Below are 22,214 nucleotides of genomic sequence, written 5' to 3' on the forward strand. Positions count from 1 at the left end.
TTGATGAGGAATTAAATAACGATTGGTGAAAATTTAATCGTGATCACAGAAAATGCCTTACTCGAAAGCAAGGCATTTTGTTTATGAAGAATGAATAAAAATGGATTTATTAAATGGTGCTACTACGTTCGATCAAGGTGCCTTGCTCGAAAAGGTATTCGCCAGTTGCATCCAGGTTGCCGTTGATTCGATTCATCAAATCTTCAACCGCTCGTTTAACAATTTTGTCGACTGGTTGAGCAATGGTGGTCAAATCATAGCTCGGCCATGCAGACATCGGAATGTTATCTACACCCATCACAGAGAAGTCTTGGGGGATCTTTGCTCCGGCTTGTCGCAAGCCATCCATCACACCCATGGCGAGGATGTCGTTTGCACAAAAAATTGCATCGGGTTTGCTAGTGTGCGACAAGATCGCTTTCGCCGCTTCTAAGCCTGCTTCAAAGCTGTACTTGGCTTGGATAAAGGTTGGTGACGGGGAGCCGAGTTCTTGCAATTTTGAAGAGAAACCCAGCCAACGCTCTTCACTGGTCATGGAGCCAGCATCGCCACTGATATAAGCACACTGTTTTGCGCCTTTCTGCGTTAAATACTCGGCTGCTTGTTGGCCCGCCAATCGGTTATCAATACCAGAGCTATTGGCATTAATACCCTCGGCGTAGCGGTTAATCAAGCTTAAATGAACGCCAAACTTTTCGCATTGGGCAAACGCGCGTGAGGTTAAACGGCTGGTGGCGATAACGAGTCCGTCCACTTGGTATTCAATGGCGCGTGAAATGGCGAGATCGAGGTCGTCCTTGTCGATAGGGCAAAGCACAACTTGTCCGCCTCGCTTTTGAATTTCGACAGCCAAAGCACGAGATTGCATGTCGTACATTGGGTTTGATTCGCTATCTAACGCAATCGCCACTAAGCCTGAACGATTCGAAATCAGACCTCGGGCGATGGCATTCGGTGTGTATCCGAGCTTAGCTGCGGCATCCATCACCATTTTGCGTTTCTTCTCGCTAATACTCGCAGTCGGGCTGAATGCTCTAGATACCGTCGATTGAGAGACGCCGAGCATCTTCGCGACGTCGATCGAAGTTACTTTCGCTTTAATGGTGATACTCCTTATTTAAGGCCATTGAACCTTCTCATACGTGCTGAGTGTATGGGCTAGGGGATTTCTGTGTCTAGAGCATTACATTGATAAGGCGTAAATATCAGAGAAAACTCAAGAATTCATCACATTTCTCTCTTGTTTGAAGCCATCAATGATCATTTTGTGTTCAGACCCAACACAAAAGAAGCTAACGCCGAGTTCACGCCATTCCCGAGCTTGTTGAGCCGTCGCGACAAACATGCCAACAGGTTTATTGGCGGCTCTGGCCGCTTCGATTACTCGCATACTTGCTTGTGCGACTTTCTCATCATGAACGCTATCAGCACCATAAGCGACAGTGAGATCAACTTGGCCAATGAAGAGCGCATCAATTCCTTCAACATTGGCAATCGCTTCAACATTTTCAACCCCTTGAGGGTCTTCAATTTGTGCAATGACAATCGTATTCGCACGGCTGTCTTTTAAGTGTTCAACCATGGGCTTAGTGGCGTATTGCGCTGCTCGACTGGAGCCAGCATACCCTCGGCCACCTTCTCCGTAATGGCAGATTTTCGCCAGTTGCGTCGCTTGTTCAGCAGTACAAACATGGGGAATTTGCACACCCGCCGCGCCACAGTCAAGCGCGTTCAAAATGGTTGAAGGGGCGCTGTCTTGTACTCGTACCACGCACGCGAGGTCATTCGCTCTGGCCGCCATGATGCACAGATCAAGCGAGGAACGATCGAAAGGTGCGTGCTCTGCATCCAGTACCACAAAAGGCAACTCTGCCAGTGCCAATACCTCGATAATGTGAGGATGAGGGGTTTTAACAAATGTACCTAATAGCGTTTCTTTAGTCAGACGTTGCTTAAAATTGCTCATAATTCTCTCCTTTGCAAAGGTATGCAAAAACTAACACGGTGAAATGTAAATGATGAGTAAAAATGATGTGATCTAAAACTCATTTTTGATTAAAAATTAAACTCAATCAAGGTCCTTATTACTTACTTTTATTTGTTTAAATTAATCAATACAAAGGCTTAAGGGTGGTTTTTTTGGTTTGTTGACTTAACTTGTCAAATGTTATTTAAGTGTTTAATCTGATTTTGCATTCGTATCCAAAAGTATAAAAATAACCGTTCGTCAGCCTCAATGTTCAAGGAGAAACCCAATGGCACGCATTTTAAAAAACGGAATCACTGAAGAAGCATCAGCATCAAACGACGCAAAAGTGCGTCAGATTGTTGAAAACATTCTTGCTGATATTGAATCGAAAGGTGATAGCGCTGTACGTGAGTTGTCTGAAAAGTTTGATAACTGGTCGCCGGAGCAATTCCGCCTGTCAGAAGAGCAAATCCAAGCCTGTGTGGATGCGCTTGATGAATCGACTCGTCATGATATCGAGTTCGCTCAGCAACAAGTTCGAAACTTTGCTCAAATTCAACGTGACTCAATGAAAGACGTCGAAGTAGAAACCATGCCTGGTGTGGTACTGGGGCATAAAAATATTCCAGTCAACAGCGTGGGTTGTTACATCCCTGGTGGAAAATACCCATTGGTTGCATCCGCTCACATGAGTGTACTGACGGCGAAAGTCGCGGGCGTAAAACGTGTTATTGCTTGTGCACCTCCGTTTAATGGCCAACCGAATGTGGCGATTGTCGCTGCGATGGCAATGGCGGGTGCGGATGAAATCTACTGCTTCGGTGGTGTTCAAGCGGTAGGAGCTATGGCATTGGGCACGGAGACTATTGCGCCAGTCGATATGATTGTAGGGCCGGGTAACGCATTTGTAGCAGAGGCAAAACGTCAGTTGTTTGGTCGCGTTGGTATCGATTTGTTTGCAGGCCCAACGGAAACCCTAGTCATTGCCGATGAGAAAGGCTGTGACCCAGAATTAGCAGCAGCAGATTTGCTTGGTCAGGCTGAGCATGGTTACAACTCTCCCGCTGTATTGTTGACCAATAGCGAAACATTTGCGCAAGAAACCATCAAAGAAATTGAACGTCAGTTAACCATTCTTCCAACGGCTGAAGTCGCGGGTAAAGCGTGGGCAGATTACGGACAAGTGATTGTGTGTGATAGCTACGAAGAAATGGTGGAAGTGGCAGACGATATCGCTTCTGAACACGTTCAAGTGATGACCGAAGATCCTAAATACTTCCTAGATAACATGACCAACTACGGTGCCTTGTTCCTAGGTCGTGAAACCAACGTTTCTTACGGCGATAAATGTATTGGTACCAACCATACACTGCCAACGAAGAAAGCGGCGCGATACACCGGTGGTCTTTGGGTAGGTAAATTTATCAAAACCTGTACTTACCAGCGTGTAACGGAAGCTGCGTCCCTCAAAGTCGGTGAGTATTGCTCTCGCTTGTGTGCACTCGAAGGTTTTGCTGGCCACAAAGAGCAAGCGGATATTCGTGTGCGCCGTTACAAAGGCAAAGTAGAAGAGGCGTAATATGTCGAAACTTGCCTTAGTCACAGGCGGCAGTGGCGGACTGGGTGCCGCCATTTGTCGCAAGCTAGCTGAATCGGGATATCGCGTAATTCTGACTTACAACAGTAATCAGAAAGCGGCCGAGGATGTGCTTTCCTCGCTGCCACGTAACGAGCATCTAGCATTCAAATTGAACGTGGCAGATTCTAGTGCGATTGAACAGCTTAAACATCAAGTCAGTGAAATAAGCGACAAGCTGGATTTGTTGGTCAACTGTGCGGGGATGACGAAATTCGTCGCGCACTCTGATTTGCAAAGCTTAGATGACCAGCTGTTTGACCAAATATTCCAAGTGAATGTTCGTGCGCCTTTTGCCATGGTTCGAGCGTTTGAGCCTTGGCTTAAGCAAGCCAATGGTTGTGTGGTGAACATTACTTCTATCGCGGCACAGACTGCGATGGGGAGCAACATTGCTTACTGTGCAAGTAAATCTGCCGCGGAGAACATGACCCGTTCTTTAGCTCGCGCTCTGTCTCCCGAGGTTCGAGTTCTGGCTGTTGCTCCAGGGCTTGTCGACACTGAGTTTGTCAAAGGCTTGGATGACGCATGGCGTAATCAACAAGAACAATCCACACCGCTTAAGCGTTTAGCCAATGATGAAGAAGTCGCTCAAGCCGTGTACGCCGTGGCAGATCTTCTTACCTTCTCGACAGGCAATACCATCGCGGTTGATGGTGGGCGACCTTTAGGTCTGTAACACACTTTCGGTCTGTAACTAACTTTAGGCTTGTAACTAACAATTCAAAGGCTAGGTCCAAACAAGGACAACAAGGATTTACAATGACTCTACAATCTAAAATGAATAATAATCTGGTCCGCTACATGGAACTGATTCCGGGTACGAGTGCGTTTATTGATGCGCGCACGCCAGGCAGTGATCTGAAAGATAACTTCTGCATTATCGGTGCTGGGGTGGCAGAAAGCAGTCGTCAGCATGTTCATATTCGCGATACGGCGGGCTTTAACATTGGTGCCGCAGGCCAACCGCCGGGCATCAAAAATTCGTTGCACTCTCATCGTACCGCCGAGCTTTTCTTGGTGTTCAAAGGTCAGTTCCGTTTTTATTGGGGGAACGATGGAGAGCATGAGGCGGTGTTGTCTCACGGTGACGTCATCTCGATTCCAACCAATCTCTTCCGTGGATTTGAAGTGGTTGGCCGCGATTACGGCTTTATGTTCTCGGTACTTGGCGGCGACGATTCAGGTGGCGGCGTTATTTGGCATCCAAACGTTATTAAAGACAGTCAAGGTTATGGTTTATACCTCAAAGCCGATGGCACACTCGTGGACACCATTAATGGCGACCCGGTGCCACAAGAATCAGAATTGATGCCGCTGCTTACCGAAGAAGAGCTCGCGACCTTCGATACCTACACCGCAGAAGAGATGATGCCATTTGTCGCTCTGCAAAAAGATTATCGTGAAATCAAAGGCGATTTCGGCGGAAGCAACGTGAAACAATACGCCTTAACGGGTCATCCTTTGGCGAGTTATGACTTCCAAGTAAAGAGTGAAGATGAAGTGAGCATCATGGCTTATGAGCTTTCTGAAGGTGGCTCGATTCCTCAACACTGCCGAGAAGAAAAACAAGTGCTTATCAACTTTGATGGCGATACTGAAGTGGTCCTCACGCATCAAGGCGAACAAGCGAGTGTTGTTTTAACGCGCGGTGATGTGCTGAATGTTCCAGAAGGTGCGTCATACTCACTGACGAACTTGCGTGGTAATAGTTTGACGTATTGCATTCTTGGCTCTGATCAACCAAAGCCGCTGGCAGGAGAATAAAATGACGCAACCCACCTCGTTAGTTTGGCTACCCGGACTACTTTGTGATGGCACATTGTTTGAGGAAGTCAACCGAGCGTTGCCAAGTTGGGTTGAGCCTTCATGCCCGACGCTGGCTTCATTGCCGTCAATGGAACAGCTGGCGCAGAAAGTATTGCAAGACGCACCGCAGGAGTTTGTCTTGGGTGGCTTATCAATGGGTGGGATTCTTGCCTTTGAGGTGTACCGTCAAGCGCCAAACAGAGTCAGAGGTTTGGTGCTAATGGACACCAACGCGGCGGATGAAAAGCCAGAGGTGACACAAAAGCGCGACGCACTGGTTAGTCGAGCGTTAAGTGGTGAATTTGAAAGCATTACGCCTGATACTCTAATGCCAGTGCTGATTCATCCAACCCGTTTGCAAGACAAAGCGTTAACTGAGCGTATAGAAGGCATGGCGATCAATGTAGGTTTGGAGGCATTTGAAGCACATGCTAAAGCGTTAGCAACTCGCCCGGATGCTCGACCTTTATTGGCGGACATTCAAGCTCCTACGTTGGTGATAACAGGTAAAGAAGATAAGCTTTGTCCGCTAGACAATCATCTGCTCATGGAGAGATGCATCCCAAACGTCACGCTTCATGTTATCCCTGAGTGTGGGCATCTATCTACGCTTGAGCAGCCTTTAATTATTAGTGAAGTGATGACTACTTGGCTTCAAGATAACTTTGCTTAGTGTTGATAAGAACTTCATCACTCACCACCTTAAGGTTACTTGGGTATAGGTGGTGAGCGATGAGTATTATCAGAAGTAGTAGCGAATACCTGCCGCGAATTGATCATCACGGTTTTCGAATTTGCTGCCATCGTACTGATCTTTACCTAGATCGAACTGGTATTCAGTCCAAACTAGGAATTTGTTCTTCTGGAAGTGGTATTCAAGACCAGGGATCAGCAAGTTACGCTCGTAACCTTGTGTCTCGTCACCACGATCTTCCATGTAGTTGTAGTTCAACGTTGGGCGTAGGCCGTTATCGAAGTGGTAGTAAGTGTAGATTTCGCCACCTAGGGTATCGAACATTACGTCCGTACCGCCTTGGCTCACTGCTTCCCAGTTTTCGCCAACGTGGAATGTCGCACCCGCGTAGAAGCCACCGTTGCTGTAGTTTGCGCCCAATAGCATGATGCGCATGTTGTCGCCGTTTTCTACGCCAACCACGCTTGCGTCTAGATCCGCAACTTCATTTTGATGGTAAGCCGCACCAAGTGTTACGCTATCAACCGGTTTGTAAGTGATCGACGCACCCATGCCGTTTTTCAGTGAGGCTGTCGCATTGCTTGCTAGAGCAACATCTTCACGCGTGGTTTGGTAAGTAAAGCCGTAGCTCACTTTTTCATTGATTGAATTACGGTACGTAATTGAGTTTTCTGCACGACCAGCACCGGAAGCGATACCCCAGTCAGCTAGGTTGTAAACACCTGAGCCACGAGTACCGAATACACGACCTAAATCGGTGTACCATGCTACGTCGTAGAAGGTAGACCACTGCTTAGTACCCGCAGCAATCTTGCCGTATTTTTCGTGATCAACACCTGCGTATAGCAAGCGGTCGTAAATGTTGTCGCCGTTCGCGCCAGAGTTGTAGCCCCATTCCGCGTGACCGAAACCAGTCCAGCCGTTATCTAGACCCATTTGGCCTTTCAAACCGAAACGTGAGCTGCCGCTGTTCCATTCGCCGTTGTCATCACCGCCACGGTCTTGGTAGCGAAGATCGAAACGGCCATCGATGGTTAGGCTGTCGCCAGCGTCATTAACAAAAGTGTGTGCAGCAAAGGCTGAGCTAGAAGTAAGCGCTGCTAAAATCACTGCAGAAAGGGTCGACTTTTTCATCATCAATCTCATTATTCAGGGCGCAGAAAGCCACCGTGCGTTCATGCCCGTTGTGAATAAGGGTTCTATCTTGAGGTTGTGCCCCATCCTTGAGGCACGAGTTGGGAGCATGTCACCTGAACCGAGAGGGGATTCAGGCAACATAAAGGCGGGTTGACAATCCGCCCCTAGGACTTCTTATAGAGAAGGGTTTAGGATCTGTTGAGTACGCTCGAACACGTCTAGACCTTGCTGTTTTAGCCAGTAAGGAAGGTCGATCAGTACCCAGTTCTCAGATAGCTTGTCGCCGTCACGGTAGTAAACGTCAACCACTTGCATGTCTGCACGTACTTCACCACCTGTCATACCTAGGAAACCACCGATTGGCGTGTTAGATAGGTTTGGCCAGCCGAAGAAACAAGAGAAGTTACCTTCTGCGAAACGACATACGTGGCCGTTAAACTTCTTGTCTTTTAGGTTGTTACGGAACGGCAATTGGTGCTGCTGTTGGTAACGAGGAATTGTGTAAGACGCACCGATACCACATGGACCGTACCAGATCATGTCTTTAGACCAGCTCTTCTCAAGAACTTCTGGTGGGCAACCCATAGCGCCACTGTCGTTTAGTGCAGATAGGTCATCAACCATCTTGTTCACTAGTGCTAGTGTTGCTACGCCTTCTTCTGGTGCTGCGTCTTCGAACAGTAGACCGTCGTGGTTACGAGGACCAGGGTATACGAAGTGCTTACCTGTTGATGGTGGTAGTGGGTAACAACCCGCTTGGTCCATCGCGCCTAGAAGGTCTAGGAATAGGCCAGTCTTAGTGATCTTGCCGTTTTCAACACAGTTAAATTCTGCGTAACGGATGTTCATGATTTTGCCAGTTGGGCGCATGCCTAGGTATTCAGCGTCGAATAGACCCATGAAGTGACCCATGCTCATTACCCAGATTTCACCTGATGTTACTTCGTTCTCACCACCGATGAAGATGTCTTGACGACGCTGCATGCGAGTCATTGATTTCATCAAAGGAGCCCAGAAAACGTCAGCCGCTGCTTGAGCGCCTTGTTGCTCACGGAATGGGTAAACACCACGCCATAGGTAATCTTCTGAAGTGTGTGCTTTTAGTACTTCTGCCACGTTCTCGTGAGTTGCGTTTTCCATTGCGCTGAAGTATTCACGTACAACGCGTTTCGCTTCTTGATATTTAGACATAATAAACTCTCTTATTTGCTGTCGAGTCGGCTTTGGGAACAGGACTCGAAATTAAGTTTTTTCATCCGACCGGGGAGCGAGCCGGAGTTTTTGAAATTCAGTTACGCTTTTGCTGCTTCGGCTTTTTTGCTCTTATCGAACACGCCGCCTTTTAGTGTCTCTGGCAGTGATAGCCATAGAAGACCAGCAAGGATCCATACGATTGGTGAACCCCACATTGCGGTTTGTAGGTCGGTACGCTCTTGGATGAAGATAAGTACCATTGGTGCCCACATACCGAGGATACGACCGCCGTGGAATAGCGCTGCGCCGTAGCTACGTAGGTGTGCTGGGAACAGTTCTGAGAAGTAACCACCCCATACCGCTGAAGAAGACAGACCGAAGTTGTAAATCAGACCAAGTAGAGCCAGCATGTTTAGGCCGCCAATCACCATGTCGCCAGGTGCAACAAAGAAGATTGAAACCATGATGCCCGCTAGGATGAAGCCAAATGCGTTCACCTTACGACCGAACTTGTCAGCTACCCAACCCCAGAACCACGCACCAAACAGTGAACCAAATGCTGAGATAGAGAAGATGAGACCGATGGTTGCACCGTCGAACATACGTACATCACGTAGGTATGTGGTTACGAAGCCACCAAAGAATTGGAAACCGTAGAAGTTAAGGCCAGCCAGTAATAGACACGTTAATGTGATCTTACGGTAAGGCTTGCTTAGCATTTCGCCCCAAGAGCCTTTTTTCGCTGGTGCATCTGATTCTTCTGCTTTTGCTTGCTCTTCTTCACCGTAAGCGATCACTTTGCTGTCGCTAGGTAGTACAAAGATCATGACCACAGCGGCTGCCAATGGTGGGATACCACCAACAAGCATTAGGCTTTCCCATGGTGCATCGATGCTTGCAATAAATGCTGCATACGCACCCATTACCATCAGTGCTACAGAGAACATAGAAGACGCGAATGCCGTCAACTTACCACGTACCGTTGGCGTAAATAGGCCGATCATCAAGCTTACTGCCACGGTGAAGTAACCACCCAGTGACAAACCAATGATGAAACGCATTGCTGCCCATGTTGTGTAGTCGGTGAACATCATATTGATGATCGTTGCGCCACCGTTTAGGGCTGTGATGGTAATAAGAGTGGATTTCTTACCAAATTTTGTTGCGAACCAAGCACAGCTCAATGCACCGATAAGTGCACCAACCGACTGCCATGTATAGAACTGGGCAGTGTCTGACAGGCTAATACCATCATACGCTTCAACGATGTATGGGCGTACGTAGTCAATAATTACAAAGTTATAACAATAGAAAAAGTAACCAACCAGTATCGCTAGATAGGCAGCTACCCTTTGAATCATAGGAACTTCGCTCATGTGTCTTTTGGCATTCATGACCGATAAACCTCTATTTCACTTAGGATTTGTTGCTATTCAAACTTAAAGAATACGATCTTATTGGGATCATCTTCGATTTCGTGTCGTGGTGAATCATAGTTTTTTTAAGGTCATTAGATCCGTGATCAATATCAATTTTAAAATGAATGCGTACCCAATTAGTGGTTTTTAGTGATGGGAGTCTCATTAAATCGGTCTTTTTGGCATTTTTGAATATATAACCGTCTATATTGGTGATTATAGTCACAGTTATGGCGGGATTATCGTTTAGATATGCTTTTTTAAAGTAATATCAAAGCACAAATAATTAGCACCCAGAATTATGGAAACCCTGAAATGGTTACGTACTCAAGTTTTGTGGTGATTGCGTTATACGTGTTAATCACCATATTAATCAGCTATTTAGTGAACAAGCGCTACAGCAATGGTGGCGACTTTTCTACGGGTGGAAAGCAATTTGGCTGGTTTACGGCGGGTGTTTCGATACTTGCGACTTACATTAGTGCGATGACGTTTGTAGGGATGCCTGGTTGGGTTTATAGCTCTGGCCTGGAAGCGATGAGTATTCACCTTAACTATCCCATCGTTATCTTTTTCACCGTCATTTTCTTTGTGCCTGTCTTCTATAAGCTGGGCTTGACTTCGATTTATGAATACCTTGAGCACCGCTTTGGGGTGTATGCAAGAACCATCAACTCGATTGTGTTCATTGTGGTTCAATGTATCTCTGCGGGTGTGATTTTGTATGCCGTGGCGCTGATCTTAGTGCAAGTTCTGCCTATCAGTATTTCTGAAGCCATTATCTACATTAGTATTTTCACCGCTTGCTATACCTATGCGGGCGGAATTTCCACGGTTATCTGGACCGATATGTTGCAATCTGCAGTATTGGTAGCAGGCAGCATCGCTATCTTTGCCATTCTAATGACAGAGATTAATGCGGCAGATTACCTTTCTCGTAATCACCTGAATATCATCAACTTAGACTTTGATTTAGGCGTAGATACCACACTCTGGGCTGGCGTGGTTGCCGTGAGCTTTTTGCATTTGAGTGTGTACGGCACCAACCAATTGATCATCCAACGCACGTTAGCGACGAGATGTGAAAAGACGGCGCAGAAGTCGATGCTGTTGTGTGGTTACGGTGCATTTTTTGTGTACTTATTCTTCGCGGTACTCGGTGTTCTTTTGAGTGTTTTCTATCAAGATCAATCGTTTGAAAACAGCAACGAAGTGATTTTGGATTTCGTCTTCAACCACACTAACCCAATCGTCGTTGGTTTGATCATTTCCGCATTGGCGGCGGCCGCAATGTCGACCTTGGATTCTACCTACAACTCAATGGCGACCGTCGCAACGTTCGATATCTACAAGCGTTTCGTTCGCAAGAGTGCCGATGATGAGCACTACGAAAAAGTCGCAAGAAAGATGAGTTTGCTAGCTGCGGCTATGGTGGTAGTGCCAGCTCTTCTGGCGGTATCGAATGAATCGGTACTCAAAACCATCGCTAGCCTGACTTCCATCTTTGTTGGTATCCGTCTTGGGTCATTCGTGCTTGGCTTATTCTGGGCAAAAGCCAATGAGAAAGGCGTGATCGTTGGCAGTATCATGAGTGTGATTGCGGTGTTTACTGCAATGTATCTCGACGTGGCTTGGCCGTGGTTCGCGCCAATTGGTACGTTCGTCTTCCTTTTGTTTGGTGTGTTAGTGAGCCGTCGTTGGGGCGCTGTGACTGCCGAGCAACAAATCTTTATCAATAATCAAAAACATCTTTTTGCAAAGCCAACCGCAAGTCATTACGGGCTGTTGGTGTTCGCTGTGGCGACCATCGCTGCTTGTATGGTTCTCCCTGATTGGCTTTATGCTGCATTGTCGTAATAGGTAAGTTTATGCTGTCCATCTTTGATATTTACAAGATTGGTGTGGGCCCTTCTAGCTCTCACACCAATGGTCCAATGATCGCGGGTTACCACTTCACTCGTTTGATTGAATCGAACTTGGCAAAAGTGGTTCGTATTCAAGTCGATTTATACGGCTCACTCTCGTTAACGGGGGTTGGTCACCATACTGACCGTGCAACGATTTTGGGTCTGTTGGGTAACAAACCAGATACCATCAAAATCGCTTCTGCGAACAAAGCGATGCGCAAGGCGATTGAAGAGGGCATGATGTCTGTTGATGGCCGTCATGAAATCGAATTCAACTACAAAACGGATATGTTATTCCACGAAGAGAACCTTCCTCTGCATGAGAATGGCATGACGATTACTGCCTTAGATGCGCACGGCAATCAGGTTGGGTTTGAAACTTACTACTCTATCGGTGGTGGTTTCATCGCAACGGCGGATGAACTGCAAAATGGCAGTGCGACTGCTCCCGTAGAAGTTGAGTTTCCATTCTCCAGTGCGGACGAAATGTTGGCGCAGGCAGAGAAGAACGGCATGAGCCTCGGTGGCATGATTCTGAAAAACGAACAAGCATTTCAGGATATGGAAGCCATCAATCAACGTGCAGAACAGATCTGGCGTGTGATGACGCGTTGCATGGAGCGCGGTTTCGAGACAGAAGGTATCTTGGATGGCGGCTTGAACGTGACCCGCCGTGCGCCTAACTTGCTGAAGAAGCTTGAAGCAAATGCAGCGATTGAAAACGATCCAATGGAAATCATGGATTGGATTAACCTGTTTGCTTTTGCTGTGAGTGAAGAAAACGCCGCTGGTGGACAAGTCGTAACGTCGCCAACTAATGGTGCGGCGGGTGTGATTCCAGCGGTATTGATGTACTACCATCGCTTCATCAAAGAGCTCGATACTAAACAGCTTAAAGACTTCCTTGCTGTATCCGGTGCGATTGGCATTTTGTACAAAACTAATGCGTCTATCTCGGGTGCCGAAGTGGGTTGTCAGGGCGAAGTCGGTGTTTCTTCTTCTATGGCGGCAGCTGGCTTGACCGCGCTACGTGGTGGCAGCAATGAACAAATTTGTATTGCGGCCGAGATCGCCATGGAGCACTCACTAGGCATGACTTGTGACCCAATTGGTGGCTTAGTGCAAGTACCGTGTATTGAGCGTAATGCAATGGGTGCAATGAAAGCGATCAATGCATCTCGCATGGCACTAAAGCGTAATAGTAAATGTTTGATCTCGTTGGATAAGGTGATTGAAACCATGTACCAAACGGGCAAGGACATGAACAAGAAATACCGCGAGACGTCACTGGGTGGGTTAGCTTTGATTCACCTAGCGCCGCCTTGCGAATAATGAGTTAGGCACATCTAACCAACAAAAAAGCCGAAGCACTGAGATGCATCGGCTTTCCTTTTTTGGAGCGTTTATAACTTAGCTATGCGTTTGCTCACCTTTTGGTGTGCTTTGGTTTGGTTGATAGTGCAAAATCACCATCGAGGTGGGTGACAGCAAGACTTCGCCTTCAGCATGTCCTGGGTTGAGATTACGTACGTTTGTATCACAGATCGTCACCCATTCTTGCTTTCGCTCATTGGGGAGCTTAAAGCGAGCTGTGGCGTTAGTTTGGTTGATGAGGTAGACCAGCTCTTGCCCTTCTTTACCGATACCAAGGTGAAGTGCGACAGAGCTTAAACGGTTCCAATCATCGTGCTCCATTAAGCGACCGTCTGTACGGCGCCAGAAAATACGGTTGTTATTGCGATTCTCGCCACTGAAAGCTCGGATAAATGGCACCATGTATTGATTTCGGTTGGCGACCATTTGTGACATCCATGCTTTGAAATGTTGCTTACGTTCTGTCTCTTCCCAGTTCAGCCAACTGGTTTCGTTATCTTGGCAATAGGCATTATTGTTACCGCCTTGGGTGTGAGACAGAACATCAGCAGTGAGAATGTGTGGGATACCGAAGGCAAACAGCAAGCTAGCAATAAGGTTGCGTTTTTGCTTTTCACGCGTGGCGATAATCATCAGATTTTCCGTCTCGCCTTCAACACCGTAGTTTTCTGAACGATTGTCACCGTGACCGTCGCGATTTTCTTCGCCATTGGCTTCGTTATGTTTGTGCTTGTAAGACACTAAATCTTGCAGTGTGAAGCCATCGTGATACGTGATGTAATTTACGGTGAGTTTGTATGGCCAGTTCGCTGCACTATAAATGTCACGAGAGCCCATTAATCGAGTGGCAAACTCTTTTAAATAGCCTTGATCACCGCGCCAAAAACTGCGGGAAATATCACGCAGTTTGTCATTACATTCGTTCCAACCAAATGGAAAGTTACCCACTTGGTAGCCATTTGGACCAATATCCCAAGGCTCGGCAATCAATTTGGTTTCACGCAAAATTGGGTCTTGCGCAACGGCTTTAAAGAAAGCTGCTTCTGGGTTGTAATCATCGCCCTGTCGACCTAACGTTGCAGCCAAGTCAAAACGGAAGCCATCGACTTTAAATTCGCTAACCCAGTAGCGCAATGTATCCATCACAAGGTTTAAGGCTGGTTGGTAGGTGAGATCCACTGTATTTCCGCAGCCGGTGTAATTGGCGAAGTGGTTGCCATGTTTGATGTAAAAACGGGAATCGAGGGCCTTCAGGTTGAAGATTGTAGGCCCTTCACCACCTTCAGCAGTGTGGTTGTAAACCACGTCGAGAATCACCTCAATGCCGTTTTTATGCAATTCGCGAATTGTTGTTTTTAATTCCGTAACGGCGTCTTGTTCTGCGTAGCGCGGATCGGGCACCATAAAGAGATAAGGGTTGTATCCCCAATAATTGACCTTTTCCATCTCTAGTAGATGAGGCTCATGCATGCATGCTGCGACAGGTAGCAATTGCAGCGTGTTGATGTTTTGCTGTTTGTAAAAGGCCAGCATTTCAGGTGATGCAAGACCTAAATAGCGCCCCTTCAGCTTGTCCTCAACCTCTGGGTGGCGTTGGGTAAGCCCTTTGACGTGCGTCTCAAACAATACCATCTCTTCTCTGGGTATACGCGGGTGATCCGTGTTTTGCCAGTCAAAATCATCTTCGATAACGACGCACTTCGGCATATCGAAACTTTTGGCTGGAGAGTAGGGAGGGTGATAGTGGAGGGCTTTATCTATTGATTTTGCGTACGGATCAGAAATTAACAGTGGCTCGTCCTTGTGGGAGACAAGGTAACCGTATTTTTGCCCCGGCTTAATATCTGGAATAAAAGTATGACGTATGCCAGCGTATTCATTCGGTAAACCGTGAAGCTCGTAGCTGCCATCGTCTGCAAACAATGCCAGTTGAATGTCTTTTACGCCTGGAGCATGAATAGAGAAGTTACAGCCTTCTTTATTCAATGTTGCGCCCAGGGGGTAGGGGCGAGAGAGAAGTCGTGTCATCGGAGATACTTTATTTAATATTTATTGCTACCTTTAGGAAACTATAAGTTAAAAACTTTGTCTTACTAAGGTCAACCACCCTAAATATAAAAATATTCGTGTAATTTAATTACTTTATGTGACGGCTTAGAGTCAAAAATATGAAATGGCTATCACTTTGTAGCGGCTCAAAACCGAACAAACTTACTAATTCCTCCCTAGATTGGTGATCTGACTCGAAAAAACACCATTCGGTAAATTTTCTACTCCCTTCTCATCCCCCTTAAATTAGTTTAGGGCGGAGGAAGTCATCCTTGTACGCCTCGGGTAATCTCACAACTGTTGAAACAAACGGGGATTCGTTCCCATCTTACCTCTCTTTCTTTAGGTGTGTTTTTACTGCCTATATTCACCTAAAAGAGTGAGCAGGGAAGACAGAATTATAAATACCCTTAATGGAGTTAAGAATGAAAAAAGTAAGTGTAATTGCTGCTGCTGTTGCTGCAACTTTAGCTGCTGGTTCTGCGTTTGCAGTGGATTTTAACGGTTACATGCGCGCTGGTACTGGTATCAGCGGTAATGGTAATGGTGACCTTGCTGTAAACAAATTTGGTATTGGTCGTCTGGGTAACGAAGACGATAACTACTCTGAGTTTGGTTTGGCGGAAGAGTTGAAAATGGGTGACCAGACTTGGCGTATCGAATCTATGATTGCTTCTGGTGCTCCTGGTGCGAATGGTTGGGAAGATGCTGATTTTAACGTTGCTCAGTTTGCTGTAAAAGCTAAAGGTCTGATTGCTTCTGATAAAGACGCAACTATGTGGGCTGGTAAAACTTACTACCAGCGTAAAGATATCCACATCACTGATTTCTATTTCCTAAACACTTCTGGTACTGGTGGTGGTATCGAAAACCTCTCAGTAGGCAACCAAAAACTATCTCTAGCATTGATTCAAGATGGTGAAACTTCAGATTCAACGGGTTACATCTTTGATGCTCGTTTAGCGAACATCGGCCTTTGGGATAATGCTGCTCTTGAGTTGGCTGTTGCTTACAACTTTGCGACAGATTCTAACGATGCAAAAGAAGAAGCGGATGACGGCGTATTGGCGTCTGCGATTATCCATCAAGGTATGAGTAACGGTTTTAACCAAACAGTATTTCAATACGGTACAAATGGTTACGGTGTTCAAGCTGCTAACTTCTGGGGATCTGGTGCTTATTACGCGCGAGGTACAGAGGCATTTAATGATGCATCAGGCTTCCGTTTGATCAACTGGGGTGTAATGAACCTAGCTGAGAACTGGGAAATGGGTCACCAACTTGCTTACCTATCAGGTAGCGACATTGGTGGTCAAGCTGCTGGCGCTTACACAGGTAAAAACTTCGATATTGATCAATATTCTGTAGTTGTTCGTCCTATGTACAAGTGGAACGATACAATGCGCACAGTATTCGAAGCGGGTTACAACTCTGGTGAGAAAATCGCAGATAGTGGCCTAGCAAAAGAAGATTTTGGTAATGCTAAATTCACAGTTGCTCAAGCTTGGGCTATGGGTGACAGCTTCTGGGCTCGTCCAGAACTACGTGTATACGGAACTTACTTGCTAGATACTGAAAATGACAATGCGTTCAACGGTGACGATACAGAGTTCGTATTTGGTGTTCAAGCTGAGGCTTGGTGGTAATCAAATAAACTCTTAGTTATCTAGCTGTCCTAGTCAAATAGCCGACATCAGTCGGCTATTTTTCTAAGGGTTATTGAAAAGTTAGACGTTTCATTAAAGTCACTCTAAGATGCTTTAGTGCCAAAACCTTTAGAAAAATAACTAGAAGGAAAAAGTATGTACTTCCGTGCCCTCATGTTAAGTGGATGTGTAGCGCTTGCTGGCTGCCAATCCACTGAAGTTATCGAACAAGTTCAAGTTGCTCAAATGCAAAAAGTTGACACACTCTCTGAACTTCAATCGGTAAAAATGAAGCTTCCTAGCTCTGCCATTATTGATATCACTGCTCAAAGCCAAGTTCTGAAGTATCAGAATATCGATAGCCGTGTCGCTGTGTTTGAGCTTCCAGCAGATCGTGGTGAGTTTGCTATTAAAATCACCAGTCTAATCGAAGAGACGGCTTTTGTACCAAGAGCAGTTATTGTCGATAAAAATGGTAGAGAGCTCGAAAATTATGATAAAACTGAATTTGAGTACAAAAAACCTCGCCTGCATCTTGGTAATCGCTTGGCTGCCGAAAAAGACTTTTTCCCCCCAACGGGATTAGATTCTGTTTATCTTATTATTTATACAGATAAAGCCGACCTTGGCGGGTTTACCGAAGTGATTCACCCCGCGCGTTTGGACGCTGAGGGGAGAGGTAACTACTTACCAGAAGTAAAAGATATTCCAATTCCTAACAGTGATACAGGTAAGATTGAAGTCTCGATTGACCGTGTGAGTTTCTTCTCAATCGGAACATCAAGTAATGAACCAGCGGCGGCTCCAATTGCGGCTAAGGCGGTTGAATCAGTACAGCCTGAAACACAAACTTACTACCACAACGCAATTAAAGCGGCCGTAAAAGCAGATGATATCCCTAAAGCTCTGAGCTTACTTGATGAAGCAAAAGCGTTAGGAATTGAAGGTGCGCAAGAAGTATTTGTAAAAGCAGTTAATAGTAAATAGATAATTTTAAAAAGCCGGCTAAGATAGTCGGCTTTTTTATTACGCATTTAGTTATCTTTTTCACATATTATATTATTCCTATTTAAAATTTATTTTATTTCGATCCATAATATATATGTTCTAATTTAATTAGTACTTGGTCTAATAAAAATAAGGATATAACGTGAAAAAAATAATTATAAATACAGCATGTACTTTAGCTGCTGTGTCTATCTTGTCTGCTTGCTCGTCCACATCATCAGAAAATACAACCCAAGGTGAAGTAAATAATGCGGTTGCGTTTACGAGCACGCAGATTGATATGATGACAAATTGTAGTTTGCCGGATTCAGCCGAATCTGGCCCATTGTCTAAAGACATTTTTGTTGTAGGTAGTTTCCCAAATGCAGATTGGAAGCACACTGCCGAGCGCAAGCTGACCTATAAGGGGAACAATGTCTATCAAGTGATTACCGATGAAATTTCAGGTAATTATAAAATGCAGTATGCCGCTGAACAATGGAAACCACAGTTTACTGCCAAAGGTAAAAAATTATCGGTCGGACAATTAAATGAACTGACTTACGGTGGTTACGGTACAGATACAAAACTAGAAATTAAAGAGCCTGGTAAATATCTTTGGAGTTTAGAATTTACAGATGATGGCTCACCTTATTCAATTATGGTAAATAAGTGCCAATAATATTCCATTCAATTATTTAAAATCTATTTTTATTTATTAACCCCTGCATGAAACACATGTCGGGGTTAATTTTATTACTCAAATTTCCGTAGTTTATTTGAGTAAGTTAGGGAGAATAAAATGCGTAATATCCTACGTAACCATCGCCTGTCTCGATCGTTGCTTGCGTTAAGTGTGATTGGTGCTTTATCTGCGTGTAATTCTTCTGGTGGTGGCGACACTAATAGTAGCACTCCGCTACCGGATACCAGTTATGCTTGCCAAGCCAATGTCATGGCGCAAAGTAACCAACTTCGTACTTATCAAATCATGGTAGAGAGTTTTGTAGATGGTGATGCGAGCATTGGTCACGGTACAGGTTATGGCACCAGCCATCATATCGGCGATTTGCAAGGAGTGATTGATTCACTCGATTACATCCAAGATTTAGGGATGAACGCGATTTGGTTGACGCCAGTTTTTGAATCGGAAGCGATAGCGGGCCAAGAACACTGGGCCGATCGTCTGGATGCCACGGACTACTTTGCTACGGATTACTTCACCATTGATCCACGTTTTGGTGATTTAGAAACGGCGAGAACCTTGGTCGATGAAGCACACAAACGCGGTTTGTACGTGTTTTTTGATGGCGTATTTGGCCACCATAAGAATGGTTTGATCAAACCATCTCCCTCCGGTTTGTTGCCATCGGGATCGAGCAACCCCGTTGATTACCCAGCCAGTCTCGATTTCTACAAAGAAGTGGCAACGTATTGGATCAAAGAACTGAAGATTGACGGCTGGCGTTTAGATCAAGCCTATCAAGTTCCGACAGACGCTTGGACACAACTTCGTAAAGCCGTCGATGAAGCCTCACAAAGTGTGACGTACACCAATAGCAAAGGCGAACAAGTGAATCCGTTGGGTTACATGGTGGCAGAGATTTGGAAAGGGGAGTCTGAAATCGCGAATGAGGCGTATGGATCGAACAGCGATCCAGCATTGTGCTCTGCATTTGATTTTCCTATGCGATATCGCATCGTTGAAACTTTGGCCGTGAATGAGAGTGGCGTGGGTGGTCGCGGTGCGGATTGGTTAGACAACGGCTACAGCACACACAACCAATATCCAACACATGCGCAGCCGAATTTGATGATCGGCAACCATGATTTAGTGCGCTTTGGTGACTTGTTACAGCGCGGAAATTTAGCGGATGTGAATGATGTGGAATATTGGTTACGCCATAAAGCCGCATTTGCTTTCCAAGCGGCGTACACCGGGCCAATCACGTTGTACTACGGTGATGAAATCGGGGATCAAGTGGATGGTTTTGCCGCAAAAGAAGACAACAGCACCTGTGCCATTCAAGGCTTGTGCGATGATCACGTTGCGCGCAGCAGTGCGAAAATTGAAGGCGTGACGGCGACGCTTGATGCAAACCAAGCCGATCTCAAATCTTATGTGACATCGCTGATGACAATGCGCGATGCGCATCCTGCACTTTATCAAGGGTCACGCACGAATTTAGTTGCGAGTAACGGCAGTTATGTGGACTTGAAACAATCTGGTTCGGACAAAGTCTTGTTTGCGCTAAATACCTTAGAGAGCGCTAGAAGCGTCACTCTTACTCAGGAGAGTGTTGGTACTGGTGAGTTGGTGGATTTGCTCACGAATGAAAAAATTACTCCGAGTAATGGTCAATATCAGATTCTAATGTCGCCACTACAAGGACGATTCTTTGCGGTAAAACCTTAAGGAATTATCCAGAATTGATGCTCACCAGTTGAGCTGACCACAAGCTTTCTTATAAACAAGCCAAGTGTTGTTGCTGACCCCCATAGGCGCACACTTGGCTTTTTTCTGTCTGTTTTACTTTTCCCTTAATGGTTTTACGACGATGTAGCCAACAAGTTGCTTCGCTTTTTGTATTGGCGTTTGTTTTCAGCAGATGGATATTTGTGAGATAAGCTGCACATTAAAAAGTAAATTAACACTTGTGCAACGTAAAAATGTGACTGAAGGATTATTTATGCCCCACTAATATGTTTATCGTGTCTGGGATTTATATAACTAATGGAAAAGTATAATGAAATCCATAACGAACTCCCTCTGTCTCCTTGCTGCTGTTAGCTCTCCGTTTGCATATAGCCAAATTATCAACGGTGACTTTGAACAGTGGAATGGCAATGTACCTACGCAGTGGTCAGAGATTGACGCGGGCATTACAGTGTCGCCAAGCAGCGAGCAAATCAAATCGGGTGGTCTGGCTGCCCAGGTCGTCGTGAATACAGGTACCCAAAGCAACACCGACTTTTTGCAAACCATTAATGTGGAGCAAGGGAAAACCTATCCGTTTTCTGTCTCGGTTTATCATACCGAAGGAAATGTAAAAGCACGTCTGGTGGTTGATGGTTATCACAATTACTCGAACCCACAACAGATAAACCAGTGGCAAGAGCTCGCGCACAACTACACAGCGAGCTCGAACAAGACCATCAACGTCGGTTTGCGTTTTTACGATGAAGCCAGTTTTGATGGCTCAGAAGTTGTCTACGTCGATAATTTTCAACCGACTGAGACGAGTACACAACCTCCTGTAGAAAGTTGTAGTGATCACCAAGTGGTCTTGACTCTCACAACCGATAATTATGGTTCAGAAACTAGCTGGACGTTAAAAAACAACCAAGCTGAAGTACTGTTTTCTGGTCAGGGATATGAGTCAGCAATCACCATTGAAAAGAGCATGTGCTTAGCTGACGGTAACTACCAATTCACGATTCAAGACGAGTATGGTGACGGCATTTGTTGTGGCAGTGGCGCGGGGTCGTACACGCTGACTGAGGGAGATAAGACTCTTGCTTCTGGCGCTGAATTCTCGAAAAGTGAAACCACCGATTTTACGTTAGGTGACTCAACCACGACCCCACCAGTGGTTGATGGTTACTATCAAGCGGCATCTGGTAAGACGGGATACGCTCTAAAAACAGCGTTGTTTAACATTATCAATAATCACTCCAGCCGAGGCTATTCTGCGGTCTGGACCTTGGTAAAAGATGCCGATATTGATCGTTATTACGAAAATGATGGCTCTATTCTCGATATGTATTCTGAAAAGCCATCTGGTAGCGATACAGTAAGCTTTACCAAAGTCACAGACCAATGTGGCCAATACAAAACGGAAGGGGATTGCTACAACCGTGAGCACTCTTTTCCGAAAAGCTGGTTTGGCGGTAAGGTTGAGCCGATGAACTCAGACGGTCATCACTTGTTTGCGACTGATGGTTATGTAAACGCGAAGCGCAGTAATTGGCCATTTGGTGAAGTGGGCACCGCGACCTACGTGTCTAGTAATGGCTCTAAACTTGGCCAAGCAAGCACTAATCTGGGCTACTCCGGTACGGTGTTTGAGCCGATTGATGAGTTTAAGGGCGACTTCGCCCGTGCTTATTTCTACATGGCAACCCGCTATGAAAATATTGTAGGTAACTGGGAAGGCAATTCAAGCAATGCGGATGCTGTCCTTGATGGTTCAAGTTCAACGGTTTTTGAACCTTGGATGTTAAACATGCTGAAACGTTGGCACAAAAATGATCCCGTTAGTGAAAAAGAACGAAATCGGAATCAACAAGTGTTTGATTTTCAGGGCAATCGTAATCCATTCATTGATCATCCTGAGTTTGTTGAACAGATTTGGGGAAACTAACGCCTTTTTGATTTTGGTATCCACCATTTA

At 45.7% G+C, this 22,214-nt stretch carries 17 protein-coding genes; 11 read left to right on the forward strand and 6 right to left on the reverse strand.

Features of this window, described 5'->3' with window-relative positions:
• Positions 1–109: 109 nt before the first annotated feature.
• Both R7H07_RS11270 and R7H07_RS11275 read right to left on the reverse strand, forming a co-directional pair.
• Positions 110–1,066 (reverse strand): LacI family DNA-binding transcriptional regulator, encoded by a 957-nt coding sequence (locus R7H07_RS11270; protein ID WP_025768661.1) that lies wholly within the window; start codon positions 1,064–1,066, stop codon positions 110–112.
• Between the two features lie 150 nt (positions 1,067–1,216).
• Complete coding sequence (locus R7H07_RS11275; RefSeq protein ID WP_005374748.1) at positions 1,217–1,966, reverse strand: HpcH/HpaI aldolase family protein; 750 nt, start codon at positions 1,964–1,966, stop codon at positions 1,217–1,219.
• Between the two features lie 289 nt (positions 1,967–2,255).
• On the opposite strand from R7H07_RS11275, the gene hisD reads away from it, so the two are divergent.
• The 4 genes from hisD to R7H07_RS11295 all read left to right on the forward strand — a co-directional run bounded on the left by hisD (position 2,256) and on the right by R7H07_RS11295 (position 6,087).
• Complete coding sequence (gene hisD / locus R7H07_RS11280; RefSeq protein ID WP_005374756.1) at positions 2,256–3,548, forward strand: histidinol dehydrogenase; 1,293 nt, start codon at positions 2,256–2,258, stop codon at positions 3,546–3,548.
• 1 nt (position 3,549) lies between these two features.
• Positions 3,550–4,284, forward strand: coding sequence for an SDR family NAD(P)-dependent oxidoreductase (locus R7H07_RS11285; protein WP_005374763.1), 735 nt, complete (start codon positions 3,550–3,552; stop codon positions 4,282–4,284).
• Between the two features lie 83 nt (positions 4,285–4,367).
• The gene (locus tag R7H07_RS11290) at positions 4,368–5,372 is read left to right on the forward strand and encodes a cupin (protein WP_005374765.1); all 1,005 of its coding nucleotides are present in this window, start codon (positions 4,368–4,370) and stop codon (positions 5,370–5,372) included.
• 1 nt (position 5,373) lies between these two features.
• Positions 5,374–6,087: an alpha/beta fold hydrolase gene (locus R7H07_RS11295; protein WP_042522209.1), complete on the forward strand. Its 714-nt coding sequence runs from the start codon at positions 5,374–5,376 to the stop codon at positions 6,085–6,087.
• A 69-nt stretch (positions 6,088–6,156) separates the two neighbouring features.
• Here R7H07_RS11295 and R7H07_RS11300 read toward each other — a convergent pair whose 3' ends face one another.
• From R7H07_RS11300 to R7H07_RS11310, 3 genes are all read right to left on the reverse strand, one after another.
• Positions 6,157–7,242 (reverse strand): porin, encoded by a 1,086-nt coding sequence (locus tag R7H07_RS11300; RefSeq protein ID WP_005374770.1) that lies wholly within the window; start codon positions 7,240–7,242, stop codon positions 6,157–6,159.
• 177 nt (positions 7,243–7,419) lie between these two features.
• Positions 7,420–8,436: a nuclear transport factor 2 family protein gene (locus tag R7H07_RS11305; protein WP_005374772.1), complete on the reverse strand. Its 1,017-nt coding sequence runs from the start codon at positions 8,434–8,436 to the stop codon at positions 7,420–7,422.
• 101 nt (positions 8,437–8,537) lie between these two features.
• Positions 8,538–9,833, reverse strand: coding sequence for an MFS transporter (locus R7H07_RS11310; RefSeq protein ID WP_005374774.1), 1,296 nt, complete (start codon positions 9,831–9,833; stop codon positions 8,538–8,540).
• A gap of 339 nt (positions 9,834–10,172) precedes the next feature.
• On the opposite strand from R7H07_RS11310, the gene R7H07_RS11315 reads away from it, so the two are divergent.
• Entirely contained in the window at positions 10,173–11,714 is a 1,542-nt protein-coding gene (locus tag R7H07_RS11315; RefSeq protein WP_206959502.1) for a sodium:solute symporter, read from the forward strand.
• An 11-nt stretch (positions 11,715–11,725) separates the two neighbouring features.
• Positions 11,726–13,096 carry an L-serine ammonia-lyase gene (locus R7H07_RS11320; RefSeq protein ID WP_137282985.1) on the forward strand — a complete coding sequence of 457 codons (1,371 nt, stop codon included), beginning with the start codon at positions 11,726–11,728 and terminating at the stop codon, positions 13,094–13,096.
• Positions 13,097–13,174: 78 nt separating this feature from the next.
• Here R7H07_RS11320 and glgX read toward each other — a convergent pair whose 3' ends face one another.
• A complete protein-coding gene (glgX, locus tag R7H07_RS11325) occupies positions 13,175–15,166 on the reverse strand; it encodes a glycogen debranching protein GlgX (RefSeq protein ID WP_206959501.1) in 1,992 nt (663 codons plus the stop codon).
• 446 nt (positions 15,167–15,612) lie between these two features.
• Between glgX and lamB the strand changes: the two genes are divergently transcribed.
• From lamB to R7H07_RS11350, 5 genes are all read left to right on the forward strand, one after another.
• On the forward strand, positions 15,613–16,833 hold the full coding sequence (gene lamB / locus R7H07_RS11330; RefSeq protein WP_053307973.1) for a maltoporin LamB: 1,221 nt from the start codon (positions 15,613–15,615) through the stop codon (positions 16,831–16,833).
• A 156-nt stretch (positions 16,834–16,989) separates the two neighbouring features.
• Complete coding sequence (locus R7H07_RS11335; RefSeq protein ID WP_206959498.1) at positions 16,990–17,820, forward strand: MalM family protein; 831 nt, start codon at positions 16,990–16,992, stop codon at positions 17,818–17,820.
• A gap of 163 nt (positions 17,821–17,983) precedes the next feature.
• Positions 17,984–18,502: a glycosidase gene (locus tag R7H07_RS11340; protein ID WP_225466189.1), complete on the forward strand. Its 519-nt coding sequence runs from the start codon at positions 17,984–17,986 to the stop codon at positions 18,500–18,502.
• A 120-nt stretch (positions 18,503–18,622) separates the two neighbouring features.
• On the forward strand, positions 18,623–20,236 hold the full coding sequence (locus tag R7H07_RS11345) for an alpha-amylase family glycosyl hydrolase (protein WP_206959496.1): 1,614 nt from the start codon (positions 18,623–18,625) through the stop codon (positions 20,234–20,236).
• A 331-nt stretch (positions 20,237–20,567) separates the two neighbouring features.
• On the forward strand, positions 20,568–22,184 hold the full coding sequence (locus R7H07_RS11350; protein WP_065275518.1) for an endonuclease: 1,617 nt from the start codon (positions 20,568–20,570) through the stop codon (positions 22,182–22,184).
• The last annotated feature ends 30 nt before the right edge of the window (positions 22,185–22,214 follow it).

The organism is Vibrio sp. Vb1127, from assembly GCF_033338735.1.
Lineage (GTDB): Bacteria > Pseudomonadota > Gammaproteobacteria > Enterobacterales > Vibrionaceae > Vibrio > Vibrio alginolyticus.